The following is a 22,340-nucleotide window of genomic DNA, read 5'->3' on the forward strand; positions in this document are numbered from 1 at the left end:
GCTTAGACTCGGATGATTGGAGCAAGTCAGAAAAGAGCGAAGGATTCGCTCGTTTCTGACTTGTGAAATCATTCCGAGTCTGCCAAGTCGAACCCGACTAAAGGGTGTGAGGGCGCGCGGGGCATTTCGAACAAGAAATTAACACTCAAACCGGTTCTTTGAGTGTGGGTTGACGCTGTCCAACACTCAAATAAAGGCTTCAAGTGTGGATTGATAGCAGCCAACACACAAACAGAGGCTTCAAGTGTGGGTTGATAGCAAGCAGCACACAAACAGAGGCTTCAAGTGTGGGTTGATAGCAAGCAACACACAAACAGGCCCTCCGAGTGTGGATTGCTAGGCCGATCCGACTAGGGGATGAGAGCGAGCACTTACCTCCCTCAATCATAGATGAATAAATTAGCCAGGCAGCGTTTAGCCTGGCTAATTTTTTTATTTTTGAAAATGAAATCAATTTTTTAGAGATTTTCTAATATATAGAGGTGCTCTTGGAAGGTGTATGTTTGTCTAGTTTCGAATAGGGGAGCCATTCGCTATCCTCCTTTCCCCAGCAGAGGGAAGCCTTGCAAAAGCTGATGTCTCCCAACATTTTCCTGGCTCTCTTTTCATAGAAATGTTATAATGAAAGCGCTAACATATTTAAGAGGAGTGATGGGATGAAAACAATGGCATTATTAATTAACCCGATTGCCGGTATGGGTGGTCGGGCTGGCTTGAAGGGGACGGATGGGGCCGATATCTTGCAGCGGGCCCTAGACTTGGGCGCCCAACCGGAAGCGGAGGTCAAAGCAGGCAAGGCCCTCCAACACTTGGCAGAAGTTGACGCGCCTGTGAAGCTCCTGGTGGCTGCTGGTGCTATGGGTGAAAATGCGGCCAAGGCAGCAGGCCTCGACTATGAGGTCATCTATGAACCGAGCGGAAAGGAAGCCCTGGAGACTCAAAAGTCCGATACGGAAGCCTTCCTGGATGCCGCCAAAGCTGCTCAGCCAGATCTCCTTGTCTTTGTGGGGGGAGATGGGACAGCCCGGGATGTCTGCCGGAAGATTGGCTTGGACATTCCAGCACTTGGCGTTCCAGCCGGAGTTAAGATCTACTCGGCGGTCTATGCTAATTCCCCTGAGTCTGCCGGCCGCTTACTGGCGGAATGGGCCCAGGACAGCCCCATGGATTACCATGAAACCGAGGTCTTGGACCTGGATGAAGCTGGTTTCCGCCAAGATGAGGTCGATATCCAAGTCTTCGGCTACCTCCGCGTGCCCCAGCACAGTCAATTTATGCAGAACCTGAAGTCGGCCAGTCCCCAGTCGGACGAGGCGGCCCAGGAATCCATCGCCCTGGATGTCTTGGACCATATGGATGACGAGGCCATGTACTTGATTGGCTCAGGGACCTCCACCCGGCATATCATGGACGAATTGGGTCTAGATGTGACGGTTCTCGGGGTAGATATCATCAAGAACCGCCAGCTTCTCGTTAAGGATGCCAATGAGCAGGAGATTTTGGATGCCATTGAAGGGGAAGAAGATGTCCGCCTGATCGTGACTCCCATGGGCGGCCAGGGCTACATCCTCGGCCGGGGCAACCAGCAACTCTCCAAGCGGGTCCTCGCCCACATCGACAAAGACAAGTTAAGCATTGTCGCCACCCCAAGTAAGATCATGACCATCGGCACCAACCCCTTCCTCATCTACACCATGGACGACGCCATCGATGAGAAGTTCACCGGCTACTACAAGGTCACCACCGGCTATGGCCAGTACTCCATGCACAAGGTCGAAGCCATGAAGTAGAAAAGACCAGTAAAAAGCCCCGCTCCTTGGCTTGGCAAGCTTGTTTGTCGGCCTAAGGAGGGCAGGGGCTTTTTGATTTGGAATGATTTGTGGCTCAAGCGAGTAAAAATAGAATCAGCCCACCGCAAGCTCCAGAGGCTTCTCAAAGTTGAAAAATTTGTGTTAGGATAAGCAGAGAATGATGAAATCCCAAGCGCTTGTTAAGGAGGACTTGCAATGAAACCAAGAAAATTACTCGATGCTTTATCAGTGGCTGCCAAGTTAAAGGACACGACCCGACACTGTTACACAGAGGAGGGCCGGCATGAGAGTGTGGCTGAACACTCCTGGATGATGACCCTGATGGCTTTTCTTTTGATGGAGGAATTCCCCCAGGCGGACATGAACAAGGTGATTCAGATGTGCATCATCCATGACCTGGGCGAGTGCTTCACGGGAGATATTCCGACCTTTGACAAGGGCGAAGCGGACGAGATCAAGGAGCAGGACTTGCTGAAGAATTGGGTGAATTCTCTTCCTAATGACACCGCACACAAAATGACGGCCCTATACCGTGAGATGGAAGAGCGCACGACCCTTGAAGCCAAGATCTATAAGGCCATCGATAGCCAGGAAGCCCTGATCCAGCATAACCTTTCCGACCTAGATACCTGGACTGACTTTGAGAAGTCCTTCAACCTGACCTACGCCGACGACAAGGTCCAGTTCTCTGACTACATGACCCAGCTCCGCGAAGAAATCCGTAAAGATACCCAGGCTAAGTTAGCGGATGAGGAAATAATGAGTTAGATAAAAATGTCTAATATGAGATAGATCTAGACAATATCACTTGAAAGCGCTTGTAATTCTTGTTAGTTTAAACATGTAGCTAGCCCCTTGGACAAGAAAGGAGCACTATATGTATAAAAAGAAGTTTTTAGCCTCAACTGCCGTCGCCCTTTTACTTTCTGCCTTGTAAGCCCAATCAGCATTCGTTCACAGTAAGAAAGGACTGATCGTATGGATAATTGGGCTGCTTATCTTGGCTTATTTGTTTCATTTTTTGTAACTTACGGCATTCTTCAATGGATCATAAAGAGATATCTATCTGAAGATAAGGACCAAGACCAAGGAAGAGACGATGAGGAAAAAGACAATCATTAAATGTTAACAATGATACAAGTAGACTAAGTTTAGCTCGAAGGTCAATCAATGGATTCATCTTCGAGCTGTTTTTCTAAGTTAGGGGATTAAGAAATGATAGCTGATATAAGCTGGATATAGACAATATCACTTGCGAGCGCCTATTATTCTTGTTAACTTTGACATGTAGATATACCGCTATATCAGGCTAAGGGAGGCCTTTTCATGCTAAATAAAATCCACCAATTCTTTTACAAACTACCTGACCTTGTAAAGTTCTTTTACCTTACAGTTTTAACTGCTGCTACATTAGATTATTTCTTCGAAGATGGCTTAACCGTCTTTAAAGTTATTGTCATTACCGTAGTGACTATCTTTAATTGCCTGATCATATTTAAGCCAAAAGAAAAATAATTGGCTTGCCCAATAGCTAGTAGTTACTACAGCACTAATTATAGAAGATAGAGGCTTTCATGCTTAAATAAAGCCATTATAAATTTTATAGCCTATACTTTTCAAAATTTGGGATTCTCTAATTATCAATATTGATAACCAGTAATTAAAGAAGCCTATACTAGCTGCTTTTTTGAGCAGGAGTGGAGCGTTGAAGTTGGCTCTTAACCATGAAAAGCAAGCGATGTGAATTACGGATAGTAGGCCTTTTTTGGGGCTGTACTAGCCGTTTGAAGCTCGCTAGGTGAGGGATCTTGGCCCGAACCGATGCCATGGCTCTTTAAGGGGCAAATTCAAAAGCGAAACGGATGCTCACCAGTACAATTTGTTAAAGTAATAGGCTTTGTTCTGATCATGTTACTGTTTTTAAAGCAAAAGAAAAAGTTGAGATCCTAGCTCAAGCTAGTTTCTCAACTTTTTTCTTATCTTCTAATAGCGTTCAAAGGCCTCCCGGATGGCTTGGGGGTCCTGGGTCTGGGTCAAGAGAAGCATCAACAAGATCTTGGCCTTGCTTGGGGGGAGGCTGCCGGAGGGGATGAAGGGCATACCCTTGTCGACACTTCTTTCGTAGAGGGTCAGGCCGTTCGCTACCCGGGAGCTGCGGACGATAGGGGGGAGCTGATCTTCATGGGACTTGATGTAGTCGCACCAGTCCTGGCTAATATTGCCGGTGCCTACCCCGGCGAGGACGATCCCGTCCGAGCGGTCCTTGAAGAAGTCCAGGATATCGGCTGAGGCGCCCACATGGTAGTAGGCGATGTCTACCCGGGGGAGTTGGGCCACTTCGCTTAAGTCGATCCGAGGGCTGGGCTTCGTAGGACGCTGGAGGAAGTAGGCCTGGTCTTCGCGTAGATAGCCCAGGCAGCCTAGGTCCCGGCTGTCGAAGGCTTGGGGGCGGAAGTTGCTGGTCTTTTGGACTTCGCGTCCAGAGTAGATGCCGTCGGAGAAGGCGACCAAGGCCCCCATGCCCACCGCCTGGTTGCTAGCAGCCAGGCAGATGGCCTGGTAGAGGTTCATGGGGCCGTCTGCACTGGCAGCCGTGGCGGGGCGCATGGCTCCAGTCAGGACGATGGGCTTGTCTGAAGGCGCGGTGAGATGGAGGAAATAGGCTGTTTCCTCCAGGGTGTCGGTCCCGTGGCTGATGACGACACCATCAATGCCTTCATCGGCCAGGACCTCTTGGACGCGCTGGCCCAGTTGGAGGAGTTGGGCATTGGTCAAGGACTCGCTGGCTACGGAGAAGATTTGTTCATAGGTCAACTTGGCAATCTCATCCAGGGAGGGGAGGCCCTCCAGTAATTGGCTGGCGTCGAAGGCTCCTGCCTGGTAGGATGTGGTCTTGCCGGCTGCACCGGCCGCTGAGATGGTGCCACCGGTGCCGATGACATGAATTCGTTTTGTCATAATAAGCTCCTTTCTGGGGTCTTTTTTCCTTAATTAAAGGCTACAGCGGTGGAAAAGTCAATAGCAGTCAGCTGAACTCACACAAAAGGCAAGCAGATGTCAAGATCAGCCGCCAAAGCTGTCAAGATTATTGCAAATTTTGCAAGAAAAGGACAAAATGATCAAAAAAGCTTATTTTGTCACTTGGACATGCTATAATGACCCTAAATGAAAGGAATAGAGGAGGACGTCTGAATGGGAGAATGGACTGTTGAAATGAAATTTTACCGCTTGCGGAAGGCGCCTGGGGATGAGGAGAAGGCCGAGTCCTTAGAGTATCTCGAGCGGGCCTGGGCCTTGGAGATTGTGTCGGCACATGAGCGCTACCTGGACCAGGCCTTGGAGCTATGGCCGGAGAACTTAGATGCCCTGATGTTGCGCTTGGAGCGGATTCCCCTGCCTGCCCGGCTCCTTTACCTGGAGGCGCTGGCCCAGGAACACAAGGCGACTTATCTGAAGGGGCCTAAGCTGTCCTATGCCAACCTTGCCCAGCGGCCTTATCTCCGCTTGCTCCACGAGATTGGCTCCCTTTATACGGAGATGGGGCGCTATCCCCTGGCAGCTGAGATCTATGACATCTTGCTCCGGGCAGGGATGACTGAGCGTTTTGAATTTAAGCGGGAAATCCTGATTCTCTACTACCATATGGGGGACTGGGAAGGGATGGTCCAAGTTTACCCCAAAATAGAGGCGGACGAGATCCATGAGATCATCCTCCTGCCCTGCCTGCTACTCGCTTACCGGACCGACCACTTGCTCTGGGTGGATTACTTCTGGCAAGAACTCAACCGGCTCAACTCAGACTTGGCCGAGTTTTTCAACCAGGATAATTGGCCTATTGAAGACATTGTGAACCTCGAAATGACCCCTCACAATCTAGTCGATTACCTGACCAAGCACGACTACCAGACCCTGGTCTTGGCGGCTAACCCCATCCTGCCTAGTCTCTTGTCTGATGACTACAGTTATAAGTTCTTCAAGGAAAAGGCTAAAGCCAAGCCAGCCCAAAGCTTGACTTTGGCTGACCTGGAAGAGGACTATAACCTGGCGGAAGCTCTCAACCTCTACCACCTGTATAATGCCGGGAGTGATAACAGCGAGAGCTTCCGGGACCGGGCCTATTCCGCATTTCTTTTTGAAAGGGGCGAAGCGCATGACCAAGAAGCTGGGCCAGAAGTGGCGGCTTGGTGGCTTGAGCAAGTGATCGGTGAGAAGGGCGCTGCCTTGTTGACAGAAGCAGGCTATGCGAGCTTTGAGGCTCTGGCCCAAGTCGACGCCAATGACCTCCTCGCCATCAAGGGAATCGAACACGAAATGATAGTCCGTCTCAGACAATGGGGGCTGGCTATCTAATGGCTCAATTGGAAAGTCATGCCGCTAATGAAATAACTGAGATCCTGTTGACCGCAGGATCTTTTTTTGTTTTGCCGTGTCATCAAGGAGCTGTAAAGATTAAGATCCTTTAAAATTTTGTTTACTTTGCCTGACGCTTTTGCTATGATTAGAATACAGTGGGAAAAATTAAAAAATACTCATATTTTCCACCCCGGTGGTTTTTTTATTTTTAGGAGGATTGCTTATGACGAGTGAGCAGAAAAAGAAAAAATTAGGCCTTGTGCCGCGACTGATTATTGCTATTATTTTAGGGATTATTGCCGGTCAACTGTCCTTTATTCCGGAATGGTTCCTGCGTGCCTTCATCACCTTCTCCGCCATTTTCTCTAGTTTCCTGAACTTTGTGATTCCTTTTATGATCATTGGTTTAGTGATCAAGGGGATTGCTGACTTGAGTGATGGGGCGGGGCGTCTGTTGGGGATTACCGCACTGACTTCCTATATTTCGACCTTGATCGCGGGGTCCATCGCCTATACCACCGCCATTACCCTCTTTCCTCACTTCATCACGGATGACTTAGTCCAGAAGCTGAATGAGGCAGGGGAGGGCTTGACCCCTATCTTTGAAATTCCCTTGGAGCCCTTCTTTGATGTGACAGGTGCTATTATTTTTGCCTTCATGATGGGGCTAGGGATTTCTTGGTTACGGCAAAAAGGCCAGGGCGAGGCCCTATATGAAGTTTTCAGCGACTTTGGGGAAGTGATCACCCAGGTCTTAGCGACAGTGGTGATTCCCTTACTTCCTATTTATATCTTCGGGAACTTCGCCAACCTATCCTACACCGGATCGGTCTTTACGATTCTGGGCGTCTTCTGGAAGGTCTTCATTGTGGTGATTATTCTTCACCTGCTCTATATCAGCGCTATGTTCGTGGTAGCTGGTCTCTATGCGGGTAAGAATCCCATCCAATTGATCAAAAATCAAATCCCAGGCTATATCACAGCCGTTGGGACCCAGTCATCAGCAGCAACCATTCCAGTCAATATTGAATGTGCTGAGAAGAATGGGGTGTCTGAGGATATCCGGAACTTCGTGGTGCCGCTCTGTGCGACCATCCACTTGGCCGGGTCGATGATCACCATTACTTGCTGTTCCATGACCCTCTTGCTGATGTATGATATGCCCCATCCTTTCTCGATGATGCTTGGCTTTATCATGATGCTAGGGATCGCCATGGTTGCTGCACCAGGAGCGCCAGGTGGAGCCATTATGTCGGCCCTGCCTTTCCTGCCCATGGTTGGAATTGTTTCAGACTCCATGCAGCAGTTGATGATTTCCCTCTATATTACCCAAGATAGTTTTGGGACCGCCGCCAATGTGTCGGGTGACAACGCCATTGCGGTCTTCATCGATAAGTTACACCAAGACAAGAAGTAAAATACTTTCCCACTGAAGAGCTCGATTTTACCGGGCTCTTTTTTAATTGCAATTTAAGAACATACGTTCTATAATGGATAGGAACACACGTTCTATGGGAGGGAGTATTATGGAAGTTCATGATGACTATATTTTTGACTATGATAAGGAACCGCGCCGGGAGATTCTCTGCATTGACTGCAAGTCCTTTTATGCTTCCGTGGAGGCGGTAGACCGCGGCTTAGATCCTTTGACGGCTAAATTAGTCGTGATGTCCTACCCGCCAGATGGACCGAGGAAAAGGGCTTCGGGCTTGATCCTCGCCTCGTCACCAGCTGCCAAGCAAGCCTATGGGATTTCCAATGTGTCCCGAGCTAGGGACCTGCCCTATCCTTATCCTGACGACCTCTATATCGTTCCCCCGCGCATGCGCTATTATATGGAGAAGAACCAGGAGATTAACCAAATTTACCAGTCTTTTGTGGCGGCGGAAGACCATGCCGTCTACAGCATCGATGAGAGTTTTATGGACATTACCGCATCGATGCGGCTCTTCAAGCAGAAGACAGCGGGCGACTTTGCGGCTATGGTCCAGCGGGCGGTTTATGAAGGAACTGGCATTTATGTGACGGTCGGCATCGGAGATAATCCTTTATTAGCCAAGCTGGCCTTGGACAATGCGGCTAAACATCAGAAAAATATGCGGGCGGAGTGGCGCTATGAAGATGTGCCCCAGACCCTCTGGCAAATGGACTGCCTGACTGACTTTTGGGGGATCGGTAAGCGGATGGCCCGCAAGCTCCAGGCCCTGGGCATCCAGTCCATTTACGACCTGGCCCACAGCAACCCCTATCTGCTCCGCGATAAGTTTGGCCGGCTAGGCGAGCAGGTCTATGCCCACAGTTGGGGGATTGACCGGTCTTTTATCGAACCGCTCAAGCCGCCGAAGACTAAGAGTCTGGGCAACCATCAAATCTTGCCCCGCGATTATGACCAGGCTGGCGAGGTCTTGACTGTGGTCAAGGAGATGGGGGAGCAGCTGGCCACGCGTTTGCGCCGGGAGGGCTATAAGGCGCAGGGCCTGACCTTGGTCCTGGGCTATTCCAAGGGCTACTGTTCGCCGGATGGCAGGACCTTCCGCCGGGCTTCAGGTCGACTCTTGGCTAGCCAGCGACGGTCTGAGTTTCTCCCCGTCCTCGAGCGCTTATTTGCTCAAATCTACCAGGGGCAAGTGGTTCGAAATATCGGCGTTTCGGCCTTTGACCTGGAGGAAGCGGGCTGTGAGCAGCTGTCTCTCTTCGCCGCTGATCCTAAGACGGATGCCCTGGAAGCAGTCATCGATAAGATCCGTCAGAAGTATGGCTTTAAGAGCCTGGTCCCCGCTACCTCGCTATGTTCTGGTGCCCGCGCCATCGCCCGGTCCCAGCTCGTCGGCGGACATGCAGGGGGCATGGCAGGGATCGAGGATGTGGCGACGGATGGCTAGGAGGGGCAAGCACTTTACCGATTACAATGCCTACCACGACCGCGGTTTTCACTTGAAGTGGCGGACGGCTTTTGCCTTAGATGAACTGGTCCAGGGCATTGAAGGCAACATCAAAGAAGACCAAAAAGACAATGCCAAAGAAGCTCAAATGTCCGCTCGAGCAATAAGCCAAGTCCTCTACCAGGCTTATGTTTACCAGCGCCCGGTTGAATTCCAGCTCAACCGCTATGACCAACTGGGCCGCATCTCTGACAAGCGCCAGGCTTATTTTAATGGCCTGTGGGATGCTAGAGGACTTTGGCTGGACGGGGACTTTTACCCCTGGGAAGACCTCCGCCACATCCGACTCCTGCCTTATCAGAAATGGTCAAAATAAAGGTCAAAAAATGTCAATTAAAAGGTTGACCTTTTCTGACCAATAGGCTATAATAAGAGTATGCAAAGGAGTGATAAGATGAATAATATGGAAATGACAACGGCCATGCAAGAAGCCTTAGCCAATGCTCAACAGATTGCTAAGCTCCGCCAACATCAAGAGATTACCGTTGCACATTTATTCAAAGCCATGGTAGAGCCAGGCAACTTCGCATACAATTTCTATCAACGTTTAAACATCGACATGAATGCTTTAGAAGCTGAATTAGACCGTGAACTCGATAAAATTGCTAGTGTGAGAGGGGATAATGTCCAATATGGGCAGGCAATTTCCAGGGGACTTGCTGAATTAATTCAAAAGTCCCAAGACTTAGCTGCTGAAAGAGGGGATGAATACCTCTCCACAGAAGTCGTCCTCTATGCGATTTTTGACTTGACTTATTTAGGGCTCAGCCAGTGGCTCAACCGCGTATCCAGTAAAGAGGCTGCCCAAGCCTTGATCGATGACTTAAGAAAGGGTGATCGTGTGACTTCCAAGAATGCAGAAGAAAACTACGAAGCATTAGAAAAATATGGGGCCGACCTGACCCAACTTGCCCGGGAAGGGAAGATGGATCCGATTATCGGACGGAACGAAGAAATTCGTGATGTGATCCGTATCTTGTCCCGTAAGACCAAGAATAACCCCGTCCTGATCGGGGAACCAGGGGTCGGTAAGACCGCCATTATTGAAGGCCTGGCCCAAAGAATTGTCAAAGGGGATGTCCCCAGCAACTTAAAAGATAAGAAATTAATTTCTCTCGATATGGGGGCGCTGATTGCAGGGGCCAAGTACCGGGGCGAATTTGAAGAGCGTTTGAAGGCTGTTTTAAATGATGTGAAAGCTTCTGATGGGGAAATTATTCTCTTCATCGATGAAATCCACATGATTGTTGGGGCTGGTAAGACAGAAGGTTCTATGGACGCCGGTAACTTGCTCAAGCCTATGTTAGCCCGGGGTGAATTGCACTGCATCGGGGCCACAACTCTGGATGAATACCGGGAATACATGGAAACCGACAAGGCCCTGGAACGCCGCTTCCAAAGAGTCTTGGTTAAAGAACCGACTGTGGAAGACACCATCTCCATCCTGCGTGGCTTGAGCGAAAGCTTTGAAAACCACCACCATGTCAAGGTCCACGACCAAGCCCTAGTGGCAGCAGCCCAGTTATCGGACCGCTACATTACCGACCGCTACCTGCCAGACAAGGCCATTGACCTGGTCGACGAAGCCTGTGCTGAGATCCGGGTGGAAATGAACTCCATCCCAACTGAACTAGACATGCAACGCCGCCGTCTTCTCCAATTAGAGATTGAAGAAGAAGCCCTCAAGGAAGAAGAGGATGACTTTTCTAAGCAAAGATTGGCTGAACTCCAAGAAGAATTAGCTGAAGTCCGGGAAAAAACCAACCAGTTAACCATGGAATGGGAAAACGAAAAAGAAGGGCTCAAGAAAATCCAAGACAAACGTCAAGAATTGGATGACGCCAAGCGGCAATTAGAAATGGCCCAACAAAATTATGACCTGGAAAAGGCAGCTACCCTCCAACACGGGACTATTCCAGCCTTAGAAAAAGAATTGAACCAAATGGAAGCTGACTATGCTGAGGACATGGAAGGACGGTCCAGCCTAGTCCAAGAAGCCGTCACAGAAGAACAAATTTCTGAAGTGGTTTCTCGTCAAACCGGCATTCCTGTGTCGAAATTGGCTGAAAGTGAACGGCAAAAACTCCTCGACTTAGATGACCGCCTCCACCAACGTGTGATTGGTCAAGATGAGGCCGTGGATACCGTCAGCAACGCTGTCCTCCGCTCGCGGGCCGGCATCCAAGACCCTGACCGCCCACTCGGTTCCTTCCTCTTCCTAGGACCAACTGGGGTCGGGAAGACCGAACTGGCCAAGGCCTTGGCTGAACAAATGTTTGACAGCGAAGACAACATTGTCCGCATCGACATGAGCGAATACATGGAAAAAGCTAATGTCTCCCGCTTGGTCGGTGCCGCACCAGGATACATTGGCTACGAAGAAGGGGGCCAATTAACCGAAGCTGTCCGCCGCCACCCTTATTCTGTCGTTCTTCTAGACGAAATCGAAAAGGCCCATCCCGATGTCTACAACATCCTCTTGCAAATTCTAGATGATGGTCGCTTGACTGATGGCCAAGGCCGGACCGTCGACTTCAAGAACACCATTATCATCATGACCTCTAACCTAGGCTCCGATATCTTATTGGAAGACAGCGAGTCAGGCCAGGATGAAATTTCTGAAGAAGCGCGTGACCAAGTCAAAGACCGTCTCCATAGCTACTTCAAACCTGAATTCTTGAACCGGATTGATGACATTATCTTCTTCAGCCCACTGTCTAAAGACAATATGACAGGCATTGTGGCTAAGCTCTTGGAACAACTCAACCAACGCTTAGCTGACCAAAACATCCACCTCGACTACAGCCAAGAGGTCCTACAATGGATTGCTGATGAAGCCTATGAACCTCAATTTGGGGCCCGTCCACTGCGTCGTTTCATCACCAACCATATCGAGACCCCACTGGCCCGGGCAATTATCGCCGGCGATATCCAATCGGGGCAAGCAGTGCAAATTAAAGAAAAAGACGACCAAGTTAGCTTTGAAGTCGAATAAGCTTAATGGTGCTGGGGAGCATTCGTTCCGCTTTTGAATTTGGTCGTTAAAAAGCCATGGCATCGGTTCGGGCCAGGGTCCCTCACCTAGCGAGCTTCAAAGGGCTAGTACGGCTAGCGCCTACTATCCCTAATTCACATCGCTTGCTAGGTCATGGCTAACGACCAACTTCAACGCTCCACTACTGCTCATAGCTGTGATGGCTTAATTAGTTGTTAGTAAATCGTTAGCTTTAAATATTAAAAGCTGTAACCTGCGATAAGAGAGCGTGGTAAAAGTCAATAGTGACTTTTGCCACGCTTTTTATTTGTCTTTACTCTGTGGCCTTGAATTTATTTTGTTAAGTCACACTTAGGGCTTTTATTTGAGTCTTAGCTGCTATCAACCCACACTCATAGCCTTGGATTGAAAGTTGGAGACTTATCAAGGATTAAGTGCCCCCTCTTGCATCCAATCGGAATGAGCGGCTAAAGTCGCTCTTTTTCGCTTGAGCTCTAGTCATTCAAGTCTGGACGTAACTGCTCGCGCCCTTTAGTCGGGTTCGCAAAGGCAGTAAGGGAGTGACTTCAGCAAAGTGGAACGACCGGCTAAAGCCGCTCTTATCCTCTTTGCCTCCAGTCATCCCTTTCTGAACGCCTTTGCTCACACTCTGTGTAGTCGGGTTCGGTCTGGCAGCTTTCGTGTCACTTCACAAGTCCCCGCCACAGTCTTTTAGACTGGCTCTGCTGACTTGTTCCAGTGAAGGAAAGCTAAACGCCAGCCTTCACACCCTAGGAGTATATTCTTTCCGTTTTCTTTGGGATACTGGTAAGATAAGGTTAAAGGAATGTCCTATAATTTAGAGAGGTGGTTTCTATGGAGAAGCAGTCTTTAGTAGGAGTAGTCAGACAATTGCGAAAAGAAATTCAGGAGGAAGGGCAAGCTCTCTATGCGAGTTGGGAGCCGCAATCCATCCGGGAAGATTTTCGATCGAGTGCTAAGAACCTGGCGGCCTATGCGGTGATGCGGCGGAGGGACCTGCGCGAGCTTCAGGAGCGTCTGGATAAGCTCGGTTACCAGGGCTTTCGGGGGATTGAGGCCAATGTGCTCGCGGGTCTCGACCACTTAGTCCAGGTTATCCAGGGGGAGGCAGTGGCCAATGAAGAGGCGCGTTGGACTGAAATGGACCAAGCCAAGGCCCAGACTTTCCAGATTTTCGGCCTAGAAGCTGGTAAGCGGGCCCAGAACCTGGTGACCTTGCCCACGGAGGCTGGTCGCGATCCCCATTATGTTAGTGATTTAAGCCAGGCGGGTATGGACCTGGCCCGGATTAATTGTGCCCATGACCAGGCTAAGACCTGGCAGGCTATGGCCAAAAATATCCAAGCAGCTGGTAAAGCCAAGGTGCGCCAGCATCCCATTTACTGTGACTTAGCAGGGCCCAAAGTCCGCATCGAAGCCCTCTATACCGAGCAGCAGAATCCCCGGGTTTTTGCATCTGATACTTTCTTCATTAGCCATGTCAAGCCCTTGGAAGATTTCCAGGACCAAAACTTGGTGCTCTACACTCCCCAGAAAGACCTGATCCAATCTCTGGAAGTGGGGGATCCGGTGGTGATGTATGATGGCGACCTCCTCGCCCATGTGACCTCCCAGCACGAGGAAGGGGTTGTGGTTGAAGTCGACCGGGTGCGCAAGGCCAAGGGGCAGAAGATTAAGGCGACCAAGGGGATGAACTTCCCCGGGCGAGATAGCCAGCTGCCCATTCTTACGCCTGCTGACTGCCAAGCCATGGAAGCAGTCAAGGATTTTGCCCGGGGGTATAACTTTTCTTTTGTCCGCCAAGTGGCAGATATTGTGGCGATTAAGGCCCAGCTTGCTGAGGCTTACGGGGAAGAAACGGACCAACATCCGCCATTCTTTATCAAAATTGAAACCCAGTCGATCCTCGAAAATCTTTTCCCAGTCTTAGTGGAGGCTAACCGTAACCACTATGCGGGTCTGATGATTGCCCGGGGCGATTTGGCGGCTGAACTGGGCTTCTTACGCTTGGCCAGTGTTCAAGAAGACCTGGTCGCTATCGCCCGAGCCGCCCGGATTCCGGTGATTTGGGCCACCCAAGTGATGGAGAATATGGTCAAGACCGGTATCCCTACCCGGGCTGAGATGGCCGATGTCATGTTGGCTGGCCGCTGTGACCTGGTCATGCTCAATAAGGGCGGTCACATCCAGGAAGGCATCCAACTCCTCAACCAGGTCCTAGACCAGTCACGCTACTATATGCCAACCAGTCCCTCTCCCTTGCGTCCACTAGGTTTAGAGCCTGACAAAAAAGATGCCACTAGCTTTTAACTCACGAATTTTACAAAAAATTAGCCCTGGTTTCATTTCAAAAATGAAGGACCAGGGCTAAAGGCTTTTGTCATAGCCCTGCTTTTGCCTCTCGTCCTTTTTACTTGCGGGCTGGCCCGTGCTATACTAGGGGAGAAAAAAAGGAAATGAAGAGGCGGTAAAGGATGAAAACTCTATATTTAATGCGACACGGCCAGACCCAATACAATGTGGAAGGCCTGATCCAGGGCTGGTGCGATTCGCCCCTAACGGAAACAGGGCGCGACCAGGCCAGCCGGGTGAATGGCTACCTCCAAGCAGAGGGGCTAGAAAACTGGGCTTATTTGGCTAGCTCTGACTTAAAGCGGGCCCAGGATACCCTGGCCTTGGCTCAGAGCCCCAGAGAAGATTTCCACCTGCTTTCGGGGCTAAGAGAAGCTTGCTTCGGCCAATACGAGAAGCAGTCTCGCGACCACTTGCCCCGGGAAGACTTCAACCGGAAGATCAAGGCAGCGGGTGGGGAGACCATCCCCGAAGTCCAAGAGCGGCTGGTGCGCACCTGCACCTATATCATGGAACAGATTGAAGAAGGCGAGAAGGCCTTTGCCGTTGCCCATGGCCGCTGTATCCGCCTCTTTGCGGATTACTGGCAGGCCAAACAAGGCCAAGAAGCGGTCGGGGAAATCGCCAACTGCTCACTTTTGGTCTTTAACTACGACGGCCAAGCCTTCCAACTCAAAGAAATCATCGTCCCCTAGGGTGTGAGGGAGCGCGGGTAGAAGTGGACCTCTGGAGCAAAGCAGCAGAGAAGCCTGAAAGTCTTCGCAGGGTGTGGGCAAGACCCTTTAATTTTCAAAGCCTGGCAGTTACAGTGATCGGGTGCTCGATCTGGTTAGGGTCCAATCGGCTTTTGTCACCGTCTTGGCTATGGTATACTTAGGCTAAGAAATAAACGGAGGACAAGCTATGTTAAAAAAATTCCAACCGACCTGGATGTTGGATACGATTCTACAGATTAGCCCGGACCAGGCCCGAAAGCACCAGATCAAGGCCATCATTACGGACTTAGATAATACACTCATACCTTGGAATTCCGCCCAGGTTCCGGAATACTTGAAACAGTGGGCGGAGGAGATGACCAGTTCGGGCGTTGAGATCTTGATCTTGTCCAATAATAACGGCCTCCGTGTTGCCGATGTGGCCAAGCAGTTGGGGGTCCGCTATCTGGCTCCAGCCTACAAGCCGCGCTCATCGGGTTACCTGGCGGCCCTCAAGACATTGGATATGACCAAGGAAGAGGTGGCCTTTGTGGGTGACCAGCTCCTGACCGATGTCTTCGGCGCCAACCGTCTGGGCATCCGTACCATCTTGGTCAAGCCCGTCGTCAAGACAGATGGTATGTGGACCCGGGTCAACCGCGGTGTTGAGAAACCCTTGAAATTTTTACTAGATAAATTCCATAAGAATTGGGAATGGAGGAATCAATTAGATGACAGATGAGTCATTGAAATGTATCGGATGCGGCGCTAGCATACAGACAGTTGATAAGAACCAGCGAGGCTATACGCCCAAGTCCGCCTATGAGGCTGGACTTGAGACTGGTGAACTGTACTGCCAGCGCTGTTTTAAATTGCGTCACTACAATGAATTGCAGGGGGTGACCATGAGCCACGACGACTTCCTGGCTATCCTCAATGGGATTAGCGACGAGGATGCTTTGGTGGTGAATGTGGTGGATATTTTTGATATCTCGGGCAGTCTGATCCCTGGCCTCAAGCGCTTTGTAGGGGACAACGACCTCTTGCTGGTGGCCAATAAGCTGGACCTTCTGCCCAGCTCCATCAAGGAAAGTCGCTTGACACACTGGGTGAAGAAATACGCCCGGTCCCAGGGCCTAGTGGTGGAGGAGCTGCTCTTAACCAGCGCCCAAACCCAGCACCATGTGGATGATTTACTGGAAGAGATCGAACGCTTGCGCAAGGGCCGCAATGTCTATGTGGTCGGTGCCAGCAATGTCGGCAAGTCAACCTTAATTAACAGTATCCTCAAGGCGACAGGGATTGCTGGGGACCTCATCACGACCAGCGTTTTTCCCGGAACGACTTTGGACTTGGTGGAAATTCCTTTCGATGAATCCTCTTATCTCATCGATACCCCGGGGATTATGGAAGACGGCCAGCTCACTTCCCAGCTGTCCGCTGAAGGGCTCAAGCAAGTCATGCCCAAGAAACGAGTTAAGGCTCGGACCTATCAAGTCAACCCTGAGCAGAGCTTCTTTATCGGAGGCCTGGTCCAGGTTGACTACTTGGCGGGGGACCGCAATAGTTTCACCTTCTACCTGAGCAATGCTCTGAAGATCCACCGCCGCAAGCTGGAGGGGGCTGAAGCCTTCTATGTCGACCATGTGGGGGAACTTCTGACTCCTACGATTGAGGGAGCTGGTGACCGGGTCCGGCGTGAATTCCAAGTCAAGGCCGGCCAGGATCTGGTGATTTCAGGCCTGGGTTGGTTGACGGTGGCAGAGGATGCCAAGCTAGCCATTTACAGTCCTAAGGGGATCGATGTCCTCGTGCGGGAAGCCCTCATTTAAGTTAAGGAGTGTGAAAGATGTTAAACAATAAAGAAAAGAAGTATCTCAAAAAGATTGCCCAAAAGGAAAAGGCCATTTTTCAAATTGGAAAGAATGGCTTGAATGATGAATTAATTAAGCAAGTGGACCAGGCCCTAGAGAAGCGGGAATTGGTAAAATTAAACATCCTCCAAAATTCCAGCGCCGAGGTCGACCAAGCAGCTGAGGAATTGGCGACTGGCTTGCGGGCAGAGATTGTCCAAACCATCGGCAAGACCCTGGTTCTCTACCGGCCTTCCCAAGAAGCCAAGAACCAAAAGCTGTCAGCTGAAGTCAAGGCTTTGGGCTAGGAGGCGAGCGTATGGGAGCGCGTGAGCAAAGCGCTGGCCTTGCGCTAGCCAGCCAATTAGAAGAAAGGACAAAGAAGCGGCGCCGTGTGGGGATCTTAGGCGGGAGCTTTAACCCCATCCACCAGGGCCACTTAATCATTGCCGACCAGGTCTATGATAAGCTCTGCTTGGACCAGGTTTACCTGATGCCCAACTACCAGGCCCCCCATGTGGATCCCAAGGCTTTTCTGGATGCAGACAAGCGCTTGGCCATGTTAGAGTTGGCGATTGCGGGCAATGAACACTTGGCTATTGAAAGCCTTGAACTCGAACGCAAGGGCAAGTCCTATAGCTTTGATACTATGGATATCCTGACCAAGCTCAACCCCGATACGGATTATTATTTCATTATTGGTGCGGACATGGTGGAATACCTGCCGACCTGGTACCGGATCGACGACTTGGTCGAGATGGTTCAATTTGTTGGGGTTAAGCGTCCAGGTTATCAACTGGAAACAGACTATCCGGTCCTCTATGTCGATGTGCCGGAAATGGCGATTTCCTCGACCCAGATCCGCCAGGCCGTTAGCCAGGGCCACAGTATCCGCTACCTTGTCCCCGAAGCTGTCAGACACTATATTGAAGAGGAGGGATTGTATCTTGACGCTTGACGAGATGACCTATCAAAAAAACTTAATCCAGGTTTCTCGAGCAGAACTCTTGGACCGGGCCCAAGCCCGCTTGTCTAAGAAACGCTTCCGCCACCTCTTAGGGGTAGAAGAGGCAGCCGTCCACCTGGCTGACCGCTATGGTGAAGATAAGGAGCGGGCCAGTATCGCAGCCTTGCTCCATGACTATGCCAAGGAGGCGAGCTTAGACGAGCTCCAGGCCTTTGCTGACCATCCAGGTTACGATCCAGACTGGCCTGAAGCGGGCAATGCCATTTGGCACGGGCCGCTCGCTGTTCTGATGGCTAAGCGCGACCTGGGATTGGACGATCGGCTGATTGAGCAAGCCGTTTGGAACCATACCCTGGGGAGTTTAGCCTGGACGGACTTGGATAAGATTTTATACATTGCCGATTATATTGAAGCCAATCGCGACTTTCCCGGGGTCAAAGAAGCCCGCAAAGTCGCTGAAAAATCACTGGACGCTGCCGTTGACTACAAGATCCGGCACAGTTTAATGCATTTATTGGAAACAAGGAAGCCAATCCACCCACAAACGATTGCCGTTTATAACCAGTGGGTGCAAGCACATGAGGAGGATGCCTTTTAATGACAGCTAAGAATACGGAACTATTAGAATGCGTGGTAAAAGCGGCGGACGACCGTTTGGGTAAGGACATTGTTGCCTTAGATATGGCGGGCTTGACCACCTTGGCCGACTACTTCGTGATCGTAACGGCCAATAATGAGCGCCAGGTGAACGCAGTCGCCGACGCTGTGGAAGAAGCGGTCTATAAGAACGGCTTTGACGTCAAACAAGTGGAAGGCCGCCAAGCAGGCAAATGGATCCTACTGGATTGCCACGATGTCATTGTTCACATCTTCCAAGCGGATGAGCGGGAACGCTATAACTTGGAAAAACTTTGGCATGAAGCCCCACTTCTAAACCTTAACGACTGGTTGAGCTAAGATGGCTGACAAGAATTACCAAGTCTTCCAGGAGGTTTACGACCTCCTCTTCGACAAGTCCCTCTATCCGGCTTGGGCTGATTTTTGCCAGGAGGCTCTGGACCGCTACCTGCCAGGCCAAGACCGCTACCGGCTCTTGGATGTAGCCTGTGGGGACGGGGAGTTTGCCTTGGAGATGCTTGAGCGCGGCTTTGACGCTAGGGGCTATGACCTGTCCGAAGACATGGTAGATCGCGCCCAAGCCCGCTTGGAAGAAGCTGGCTACAGGGACCGCATCTACCAGGGGAATATGTTGGAAGACCAAGCAGAAACAGGCTATGACTTGCTGACTCTTTTCTGCGACAGCCTCTGCTATTTGGAGGGGCCAGAAGAGCTAAGCCAATGTTTCATGGCCCAGGCCAAGGCCTTAAAAGCTGGGGGACTTTTTATCTTTGACATCCACTCGGCCTACCAGATGAACCAGGTCTATCCCGGCTACCAATATATTGAAGAATGGGATGATGCCGTTTTTACTTGGCGGAGTGAACAAGTTCGGGGCGTAGGGACCATCGACCACTTGCTAAATATCTTTGTCGAAGACCCAGAAACGGGCTATTATGAACGCCATGAAGAGCTTCACCGGGAACAGATTTTTCCCTTGTCCTGCTACCAAGACTTGCTCAAGCAAGCCGGCTTTGTGGACGTGCAGGTGAGTGCTGACTTTAGCTTTGAAGCTCCTGGTCCCGAAAGTCATCGTCTCTTTTTTACCTGTGTGAAGGAGGCTTAGGATGCGTGCCTGTGGTGTGATTGCAGAGTGGAATCCTTTCCACAATGGCCACGCTTACTTGTTGAGTGAGGCCAGGCGGGTCAGCCGAGCCGACCTGGTTGTGGCCGTGATGAGCGGCAATTACTGCCAGCGCGGGGAACCGGCCATCGCCTCGAAGTGGGACCGGGCTGGGGCGGCTTTGGCCAATGGGGCTGACTTGGTCGTGGAACTGCCGCTTTGGTGGGCTAGCCAGTCGGCCAATTATTTTGCCCAAGCAGCTATTGCTTATCTGAATGTCCTGGGCTGCCAGGATATCGCTTTTGGCGTTGAGACGGCTGATTTTAGCCCTTATCTGACCTTTGCGTCCTGGTTGGCCCAACATCCTGAAGCTCTGGACCGGGCCCGGCAGACAGTCAGCCAAGCCAAGGACAGCCATGCTGACCAGGAATTGTCGGCTTGGGCCTATCTTTTGGACCAGGAAGAGGACTTGGCAGGTCTTCATTTAGATTTTGAAGACCAGTCCAATACCCTCTTGGCCATGGTCTACGCCTTAACGATTTACCGTGGTCAATTCCATATGATGCCCCATCCTATCCAGAGGCAAGGCGACGGCCACCGGCAAGATCAGGCGGTGGACCAACACTTCGTCTCGGGGACCTATCTCAGGCAGGCCCTCCAATCAGGGGAGCTAGGAGACCTAGTCCCTTACTTGCCGGAAGAGATGCTTTCACGCTTGGCCAAGCAGGAGACTTTTCCCAGTCTCGAAGCTCTTTATCCCTATATTCGCTACCTGCTCTTAGTCCAGGACCGAAAGACTTTGGCCCAGGTTCATCTGGTGGATGGGGGGATTGAAGGTCGACTCCAAGACGCTGCCCGTCAGCACCGGAATTTGGAGGACTTCTTGGCTAGCGCTCAAACGCGGTCCTGGCCCCGCTTGCGGCTCCAGCGTCTCCTTCTCATGCTGGCCCTGCAAGTTTCCAAAGACCGGCTCCAAGCCCTCCACCAGGGGCCCCAGCCCATTTTTATCCTGGCCCAGTCAGAGGCAGGACGGGCCTATTGCCGGTCCATCAAGAAAGCTTTACCCGCTAATTACTGCTGGATAGGGCGGGTCAACCGCGACGTCGCCCAGACCTGGCCCGAGTGGCTAGCGGCCGACCAAATCTACAGCGACTATTTAATCCAGACAGACCGAGACGAGAACTTTGGGCGTTGGCCGATAAGCCCTTGAAAAAATAATCATAGAAAGGGAGCAAGAAGAAAAAAATGACTTGTCAAGGAAATATCATTGACAAATGCTCGATGAGTCGGTATAATTTTTCTTGTTGCTTAATGGTGGTCAATCATGAAATGGTCATTTCAAGAATTACGAATTCAGGCACAAGATCCTCTAGCCATCGATACCAGCATCGAAATCTCCGATGAGATGCAGGAGCGTAGCGACGAGATCCTAGCCATGTCGCCCGTGAAGGTTGACGGCTTCGTGATTTATGAAGAGGCAACTGTATTGGCACAACTGCAAATAGCATTAGATGTGACGCTACCATCTTCACGATCCTTAGAGCCTGTCAATGTGTCGATGGCCTTTTCCATTAATGAGCGTTACTTGCCTAAGGGCATGGAAACAGATATCATTGATGATGAGGCGGTTCTACAAATCGAAGTTGAAGGGAATTCAGTCGATCTCAAAAGAGCGATTGAAGACAACATCTTGCTCCATTTGCCGCAACAGCGCTTAACAGCTGAAGAAGCAGAGGAGCAAGAGCTTCCAATGGGCAAGGACTGGGATATGATGACGGAGGATTCTTACCGCTCAAGTCTTAAGGGCGAGGAAAAAATCGATCCGCGCCTTGCAAAGCTGAAGGACTTGTTTGCTGATGAAGCGTCTGAAGATTAAATGACGATATAGGAGGTGTGAATGATGGCAGTACCAAAGCGTAAAACATCAAAAGCAAAAAAACGTTCACGTCGTACACATTATAAATTAAACGTACCAGGTATGAACGAATGCCCTAACTGCGGCGAATTACGTAAATCACATCACGTATGCCCAGCATGTGGTTACTACAACGGTAAAGATGTGATGACTGAAGAAGCAGCTGAATAAGTTGACTAGAAAGGTTGGGATCCCCAGCCTTTTTTTGTTAGGGTGAGAGGGCGCGCGGTTAGCTTCCTTTCACTGGAGCAAGTCACCAGAGCAGTCTGCAAGACTGCGGCGGAGACTTGTGAAGTGACAAGGAAGCTGAGCGACCGAACCCGACTAGTTAGGGTGTGAGGCTTGGCGCTTAGACTCGGATGATTGGAGCAAGTCAGAAAAAGGGCAAGCCCCTCTTGCACGTTTCGTTCGTGTGAAGTGGAGAAGCTTCTGCCTCTGCGAACCCGACTAATAAGGGTGTGAAGGCTAGCGGGAGAAATAGACCTCTGGAGCCAAGAGCCAGAGAAGACTGAGGGCTTTCGACAGATTTTGGTGAAGAGGAGCTATTTCTGCTAGCCTGAGCCCAACTAGGGTGAGAGCAAGAGCGCCCAGACTTGAATGATTGGAGGCTCATCGAAAAAGGCTGACCTTGGTCAGACGTTTCGATGAGCTGGAATCACTTCAAGTCTGCTCTTGCGAACCTGACTATAGGGTGCGAGAGGATGCGGGAGAAAGGG

General features: G+C 50.7%; 21 protein-coding genes. 20 read left to right on the forward strand and 1 reads right to left on the reverse strand.

The window, feature by feature from the left end; all coding sequences use genetic code 11:
• The first annotated feature begins 656 nt into the window (after positions 1–656).
• The 3 genes from HMPREF2626_RS03785 to HMPREF2626_RS03795 all read left to right on the forward strand — a co-directional run bounded on the left by HMPREF2626_RS03785 (position 657) and on the right by HMPREF2626_RS03795 (position 3,326).
• Entirely contained in the window at positions 657–1,790 is a 1,134-nt protein-coding gene (locus HMPREF2626_RS03785) for an ATP-NAD kinase family protein (protein ID WP_070617660.1), read from the forward strand.
• A 216-nt stretch (positions 1,791–2,006) separates the two neighbouring features.
• Entirely contained in the window at positions 2,007–2,579 is a 573-nt protein-coding gene (locus HMPREF2626_RS03790; protein ID WP_070617663.1) for an HD domain-containing protein, read from the forward strand.
• A gap of 558 nt (positions 2,580–3,137) precedes the next feature.
• The gene (locus tag HMPREF2626_RS03795) at positions 3,138–3,326 is read left to right on the forward strand and encodes a hypothetical protein (RefSeq protein WP_070617666.1); all 189 of its coding nucleotides are present in this window, start codon (positions 3,138–3,140) and stop codon (positions 3,324–3,326) included.
• A gap of 468 nt (positions 3,327–3,794) precedes the next feature.
• Here the strand turns inward: HMPREF2626_RS03795 and HMPREF2626_RS03800 are convergent, their stop codons facing one another.
• Entirely contained in the window at positions 3,795–4,769 is a 975-nt protein-coding gene (locus HMPREF2626_RS03800; RefSeq protein ID WP_070617671.1) for an asparaginase, read from the reverse strand.
• 234 nt (positions 4,770–5,003) lie between these two features.
• Between HMPREF2626_RS03800 and HMPREF2626_RS03805 the strand changes: the two genes are divergently transcribed.
• The 17 genes from HMPREF2626_RS03805 (at position 5,004) to rpmF (ending at position 21,795) form a co-directional block, all read left to right on the forward strand.
• Entirely contained in the window at positions 5,004–6,161 is a 1,158-nt protein-coding gene (locus tag HMPREF2626_RS03805) for a helix-hairpin-helix domain-containing protein (protein WP_070617674.1), read from the forward strand.
• Between the two features lie 226 nt (positions 6,162–6,387).
• The gene (locus tag HMPREF2626_RS03810; RefSeq protein WP_070617677.1) at positions 6,388–7,581 is read left to right on the forward strand and encodes a dicarboxylate/amino acid:cation symporter; all 1,194 of its coding nucleotides are present in this window, start codon (positions 6,388–6,390) and stop codon (positions 7,579–7,581) included.
• Between the two features lie 109 nt (positions 7,582–7,690).
• Positions 7,691–9,046 carry a Y-family DNA polymerase gene (locus HMPREF2626_RS03815; protein ID WP_070617679.1) on the forward strand — a complete coding sequence of 452 codons (1,356 nt, stop codon included), beginning with the start codon at positions 7,691–7,693 and terminating at the stop codon, positions 9,044–9,046.
• Positions 9,027–9,422: a hypothetical protein gene (locus HMPREF2626_RS03820; RefSeq protein ID WP_141744580.1), complete on the forward strand. Its 396-nt coding sequence runs from the start codon at positions 9,027–9,029 to the stop codon at positions 9,420–9,422. The genes HMPREF2626_RS03815 and HMPREF2626_RS03820 overlap by 20 nt, the downstream gene beginning before the upstream one ends.
• Before the next feature lie 78 nt (positions 9,423–9,500).
• Entirely contained in the window at positions 9,501–12,101 is a 2,601-nt protein-coding gene (gene clpB, locus HMPREF2626_RS03825) for an ATP-dependent chaperone ClpB (protein ID WP_070617683.1), read from the forward strand.
• Positions 12,102–12,992: 891 nt separating this feature from the next.
• Positions 12,993–14,432, forward strand: coding sequence for a pyruvate kinase (locus HMPREF2626_RS03830; RefSeq protein ID WP_168162701.1), 1,440 nt, complete (start codon positions 12,993–12,995; stop codon positions 14,430–14,432).
• Between the two features lie 164 nt (positions 14,433–14,596).
• A complete protein-coding gene (locus HMPREF2626_RS03835) occupies positions 14,597–15,169 on the forward strand; it encodes a histidine phosphatase family protein (protein WP_070617689.1) in 573 nt (190 codons plus the stop codon).
• A gap of 208 nt (positions 15,170–15,377) precedes the next feature.
• A complete protein-coding gene (locus HMPREF2626_RS03840) occupies positions 15,378–15,911 on the forward strand; it encodes a YqeG family HAD IIIA-type phosphatase (RefSeq protein ID WP_070617691.1) in 534 nt (177 codons plus the stop codon).
• Positions 15,901–17,001 (forward strand): ribosome biogenesis GTPase YqeH, encoded by a 1,101-nt coding sequence (gene yqeH / locus HMPREF2626_RS03845; RefSeq protein WP_070617694.1) that lies wholly within the window; start codon positions 15,901–15,903, stop codon positions 16,999–17,001. Before HMPREF2626_RS03840 ends, yqeH begins: the two co-directional genes overlap by 11 nt.
• A gap of 17 nt (positions 17,002–17,018) precedes the next feature.
• The gene (gene yhbY, locus HMPREF2626_RS03850) at positions 17,019–17,330 is read left to right on the forward strand and encodes a ribosome assembly RNA-binding protein YhbY (protein ID WP_067972107.1); all 312 of its coding nucleotides are present in this window, start codon (positions 17,019–17,021) and stop codon (positions 17,328–17,330) included.
• Positions 17,331–17,341: 11 nt separating this feature from the next.
• Positions 17,342–17,980: a nicotinate-nucleotide adenylyltransferase gene (locus HMPREF2626_RS03855; protein ID WP_070617697.1), complete on the forward strand. Its 639-nt coding sequence runs from the start codon at positions 17,342–17,344 to the stop codon at positions 17,978–17,980.
• On the forward strand, positions 17,970–18,587 hold the full coding sequence (yqeK, locus tag HMPREF2626_RS03860; protein WP_246818921.1) for a bis(5'-nucleosyl)-tetraphosphatase (symmetrical) YqeK: 618 nt from the start codon (positions 17,970–17,972) through the stop codon (positions 18,585–18,587). Before HMPREF2626_RS03855 ends, yqeK begins: the two co-directional genes overlap by 11 nt.
• The gene (rsfS, locus tag HMPREF2626_RS03865) at positions 18,587–18,946 is read left to right on the forward strand and encodes a ribosome silencing factor (RefSeq protein WP_070617700.1); all 360 of its coding nucleotides are present in this window, start codon (positions 18,587–18,589) and stop codon (positions 18,944–18,946) included. The genes yqeK and rsfS overlap by 1 nt, the downstream gene beginning before the upstream one ends.
• A 1-nt stretch (position 18,947) precedes the next feature.
• On the forward strand, positions 18,948–19,712 hold the full coding sequence (locus HMPREF2626_RS03870) for a class I SAM-dependent DNA methyltransferase (RefSeq protein WP_070617703.1): 765 nt from the start codon (positions 18,948–18,950) through the stop codon (positions 19,710–19,712).
• Between the two features lies 1 nt (position 19,713).
• Positions 19,714–20,919 (forward strand): nucleotidyltransferase family protein, encoded by a 1,206-nt coding sequence (locus HMPREF2626_RS03875; RefSeq protein WP_070617706.1) that lies wholly within the window; start codon positions 19,714–19,716, stop codon positions 20,917–20,919.
• Between the two features lie 114 nt (positions 20,920–21,033).
• Positions 21,034–21,585: a YceD family protein gene (locus tag HMPREF2626_RS03880; protein WP_070617709.1), complete on the forward strand. Its 552-nt coding sequence runs from the start codon at positions 21,034–21,036 to the stop codon at positions 21,583–21,585.
• Between the two features lie 24 nt (positions 21,586–21,609).
• Complete coding sequence (rpmF, locus tag HMPREF2626_RS09925; RefSeq protein WP_083272321.1) at positions 21,610–21,795, forward strand: 50S ribosomal protein L32; 186 nt, start codon at positions 21,610–21,612, stop codon at positions 21,793–21,795.
• The last annotated feature ends 545 nt before the right edge of the window (positions 21,796–22,340 follow it).

Origin of the sequence: Aerococcus sp. HMSC062A02 (assembly GCF_001809535.1) — a bacterium.
Taxonomy (GTDB): Bacteria; Bacillota; Bacilli; order Lactobacillales; family Aerococcaceae; genus Aerococcus.